The organism is Dietzia sp. HMSC21D01 (genome assembly GCF_001815995.1).
Lineage (GTDB): Bacteria > Actinomycetota > Actinomycetes > Mycobacteriales > Mycobacteriaceae > Dietzia > Dietzia cinnamea.
On sequence record NZ_KV823631.1, the window covers coordinates 1 to 4260 of the forward strand.

At 71.6% G+C, this 4260-nt stretch carries 3 protein-coding genes and 1 pseudogene; all 4 read left to right on the forward strand.

From position 1 onward, the window contains the following. Nucleotides 1-182, forward strand: a pseudogene (gene truB / locus HMPREF3086_RS00920) (tRNA pseudouridine(55) synthase TruB); the annotation flags it as partial. A gap of 23 nt (nt 183-205) precedes the next feature. Further along, the gene (locus HMPREF3086_RS00925) at nt 206-1168 is read left to right on the forward strand and encodes a bifunctional riboflavin kinase/FAD synthetase (protein ID WP_174521505.1); all 963 of its coding nucleotides are present in this window, start codon (nt 206-208) and stop codon (nt 1166-1168) included. 115 nt (nt 1169-1283) lie between these two features. Then, nucleotides 1284-1553, forward strand: coding sequence for a 30S ribosomal protein S15 (gene rpsO / locus HMPREF3086_RS00930; protein WP_007632724.1), 270 nt, complete (start codon nt 1284-1286; stop codon nt 1551-1553). 377 nt (nt 1554-1930) lie between these two features. Beyond that, complete coding sequence (locus HMPREF3086_RS00935; protein WP_061227731.1) at nt 1931-4192, forward strand: polyribonucleotide nucleotidyltransferase; 2262 nt, start codon at nt 1931-1933, stop codon at nt 4190-4192. The last annotated feature ends 68 nt before the right edge of the window (nt 4193-4260 follow it).

A 4260-nucleotide genomic window follows, 5' to 3' on the forward strand; every position in this document is an offset into this window, starting at 1 on the left:
CCCCCCGCCGCGACATCGACGCGGACGCCGCCGAGGGGCTCCGCCACGGACGGTGGCTCGAGGCCCGGGGTGACACCGGCGTCGTCGCCGCCGTGGGCCCGGACGGTCGTGTCGCGGCGCTGGTCTCGGAGTCCGGACGCCGCGCCGCTCCGGTCGTGGTCATGCGCCCGGCGGGGCTGTGAACCCCGCGCGTAAGGTGGTCGCCGTGCAGCTGTGGCGGACGTTCGACGAGATCGTGATCCCCGACGGCGGGACCTCCGTCGCCCTCGGGGTGTTCGACGGACTCCACCGGGGGCACCGCGCCCTCGTGGACCGCGCGGTCGGAGCGGGTCGCGAACTCGGTGCCAGCCCGGTGCTGGTGACCTTCGACCCCCATCCCGTCGAGGTCGTCCGGCCGGGCACGCACCCGTCCGTCCTCACCCCCCTCGCCCGGCGCGCCGAGCTCGCGGGGGGATTCGGCGTGGACGCCGTCTTCGCGCTGCCCTTCGACCGCGAGATGGCCTCGTGGGAGCCCGACGAGTTCGTGGACCGCGTCCTCGTCTCCGGGCTCCACGCCCGCGCCGTCACCGTCGGTCGCAACTTCACGTTCGGTCGCAGTGCCGCCGGCACCCCCGAGACGATGCGTGCCCTGTGCGCGGAGCGGGGGATCGCGTGCGAGGTGGTCGACCTGCTGGAGTCCGGCGGCGAGACCGTCTCCTCGAGTCGGATCCGGCGCCTGCTGTCGGAGTCCGACGTCGCCGCCGCCGCGGAGATCCTCGGCCGCCCCCACCGCGTCTCGGGCGTCGTCGTGCACGGCGCCGGGCGAGGGGGTCGGGACCTGGGCTACCCGACCGCCAATCTCGACCTGCCCGAGCACACCGCGGTCCCCGCCGACGGCGTGTACGCGGGCTGGTTCACCGTCCTCGACGACGGCCCGGTGGACGGGTCGATCGTCCCGGGGCGCCCGTACGCGTCCGCGATCTCCGTCGGCACCAACCCGACGTTCGGGGACGCCGCGCGCAGTGTCGAGGCGTTCGTGCTGGACGAGTCCGCCGACCTGTACGGCCGGACGGCGGCCGTCGACTTCGTCGACCACGTGCGCGACATGGAGAAGTTCTCCTCCGTGGACGAGTTGCTCGTGGCGATGGACCGCGACGTCCGACGCACCCGCACCGTGCTCGGGGCCTGACCGCGCCCGAATTGGGACCGCCGCCCCCGGCTGGTAACGTAGCCGGTCGGCCCTGCTGCGGTCCGCGGCGGCGGTGGCCTCACATTTTCGCGGACTGGAACAACCAGGAGTCATCATGGCGCTGAGCACCGAAGAGAAGAAGGCCGTTCTGGCCGAGTACGGGGTCCACGAGACCGACACCGGGTCCCCCGAGGCCCAGGTCGCGCTGCTCACCCGTCGCATCCAGCAGCTTACCGAGCACCTCAAGACCCACCAGCACGACCACCACTCGCGTCGTGGCCTGCTGCTGCTGGTCGGCCGTCGTCGTCGGCTGCTCAAGTACATCGCCAAGGTCGACATCGCGCGCTACCGCTCGCTGATCGAGCGCCTCGGCCTGCGCCGCTGACACCGGCCCGCCCGGACCCGTCGACGATCCCCGCCCTCAACGTGAGGGCGGGGATCGTCCGCATCCGGGCGGCGCGGCTTCCCTCGCGTCGGGGGGCGGTGCCCGCGCGCCCCGGTGACCCGGGCGTTTATCCCTGATAGCCTCAGGTGCAGCCGGTGCGCACGTGCCGGGGTGGTCGACAGGTCCGATTGGCGGTCCTCGGTAGTGGCCGCCGGAACCCGACGCACGCGGGGTCGTTGAGAGCCGCGTGAGTGCCGTTCCGGCCGCTTCGATCGAAGGCCGAGGTCGTACCGGGACCCCCTTGACACGTGACCGGCGGCCCCGGCGGACCCGGATCCGCCGCGAGGCCCCATCGCCCCCGATACGACAGGAAACACATGTCACAGATCACGGCCGTCGAGATCGAAGACGGCGTCTTCGAATCCGTCGCGACCATCGACAACGGCGACTTCGGCCGCCGCGAGGTCCGTTTCGAGACCGGCCGGCTGGCCAAGCAGGCCGCCGGCTCGGTCGTCGCCTACCTCGACGACGACACGATGCTGCTGTCCGCAACCACCGCGGGCAAGCACCCCAAGGACCACTTCGACTTCTTCCCCCTGACGGTGGATGTCGAGGAGCGGATGTACGCCGCCGGCCGCATCCCCGGCTCGTTCTTCCGTCGTGAGGGTCGCCCCAGCACGGACGCGATCCTCACGTGCCGTCTCATCGACCGGCCGCTGCGCCCGACCTTCGCGGACGGTGTCCGCAACGAGGTCCAGGTCGTCGTGACCGTCATGAGCCTCGATCCCAAGGACCTCTACGACGTGGTGGCCATCAACGCCGCCTCCGCGTCCACCCAGCTGTCCGGGCTGCCCTTCTCGGGTCCCGTCGGCGGCGTGCGCGTCGCGCTCATCCCCACGGCCGCCGACCCGGCCGGCCAGTGGGTCGCGTTCCCGACCTCCGAGCAGCTCGAGGGGGCCGTGTTCGACATGGTCGTCGCCGGCCGCGTCGTCGGCTCGGGTGACGACGCGGACGTCGCGATCATGATGGTCGAGGCCGAGGCCACCGACAACGTCATCGAGAAGATCGCCGGCGGCGCACAGGCGCCCACCGAGGAGGTCGTCGCCCAGGGGCTCGAGGCCGCCAAGCCGTTCATCGCGGAGCTGTGCGCCGCCCAGCAGGCACTGGCCACCGCCGCGCCCGGGACGCCGCGCGAGTTCCCGCTGTTCCCGCCGTACGCGGACGACGCGTACGCCGCCGTCGCCGAGGTCGCGGAGACCAAGCTCGCCGACATCATGCGCATCGCGGACAAGCAGGACCGCGAGGTCGCGACCGACGAGCTCAAGGCGTCCGTGCTCGACGAGCTCGCCGACCGCTTCGCCGACCGCCTCGGCGAGATCGGTGCCGCGTTCAAGTCGCTGACCAAGAAGATCGTCCGCCAGCGGATCCTCACCGACCACTTCCGGATCGACGGCCGCGGCGTGCGCGACATCCGCGCGCTGTCCGCCGAGGTCGAGGTCATCCCGCGCGCCCACGGATCCGCGCTGTTCGAGCGCGGCGAGACCCAGATCATGGGCGTCACGACGCTCGACATGGTCAAGATGGCCCAGCAGATCGATTCGCTCGGGCCCGAGACCAGCAAGCGCTACATGCACCACTACAACTTCCCGCCGTACTCCACCGGTGAGACCGGCCGCGTGGGCTCGCCCAAGCGTCGCGAGATCGGCCACGGCGCGCTCGCCGAGCGTGCCCTCATGCCGGTGCTGCCCAGCGTCGAGGAGTTCCCCTACGCCATCCGCCAGGTCTCCGAGGCGCTCGGGTCCAACGGTTCCACCTCCATGGGCTCGGTGTGTGCGTCGACGCTGTCGCTGCTCAACGCCGGCGTGCCGCTCAAGGCGCCCGTCGCCGGCATCGCGATGGGCCTCGTCTCCGACGAGGTCGACGGCGAGACCCGCTACGTGGCCCTCACCGACATCCTCGGTGCCGAGGACGCGTTCGGCGACATGGACTTCAAGGTCGCCGGCACCGGGATGTTCGTCACCGCGCTGCAGCTGGACACGAAGCTCGACGGCATCCCGTCAGAGGTCCTGGCCGGTGCGCTCACGCAGGCCCGTGAGGCCCGCCTGACCATCCTGGACGTGATGGCCGAGGCGATCGACGAGCCGGACGAGCTGAGCCCGCTCGCGCCGCGCATCATCGCGATCAAGGTCCCCGTCGACAAGATCGGCGAGGTCATCGGGCCCAAGGGCAAGATGATCAACTCGATCACCGAGGAGACCGGCGCGTCCGTCTCGATCGAGGACGACGGCACCGTGTACATCGGCGCCACCGACGGCGAGTCGGCGCAGGCCGCGATCGACAAGATCAACGCCATCGCCAACCCGCAGCTGCCCAAGGTCGGCGAGCGGTTCCTCGGCACCGTGGTCAAGACCGCGCCCTTCGGCGCGTTCCTGTCGCTGCTGCCGGGCCGTGACGGCCTGGTCCACATCTCGAAGCTCGGCGGCGGCAAGCGCGTCGGCAAGGTCGAGGACGTGGTGAACGTCGGCGACAAGATGCAGGTCGAGATCGCCGACATCGACAACCGCGGCAAGATCAGCCTCGTGCCCGTGGGCGAGGACTCCGACAACGGCTCCGACGCGGACGCCGGCGGCGACGACTGATCCCGTGCCCGGCGCCCCCGGAGGGGCCCGGGCACATCCGAGGCACGCACCCCGCGCGGGGTGCGTGC

What these genes read in the sequence shown, in the direction of transcription:
- HMPREF3086_RS00935 (WP_061227731.1), top strand. Translation starts at nt 1,931, where the DNA reads ATGTCACAGATCACGGCCGTCGAGATCGAAGACGGCGTCTTCGAATCC.
- rpsO (WP_007632724.1), top strand. Translation starts at nt 1,284, where the DNA reads ATGGCGCTGAGCACCGAAGAGAAGAAGGCCGTTCTGGCCGAGTACGGG.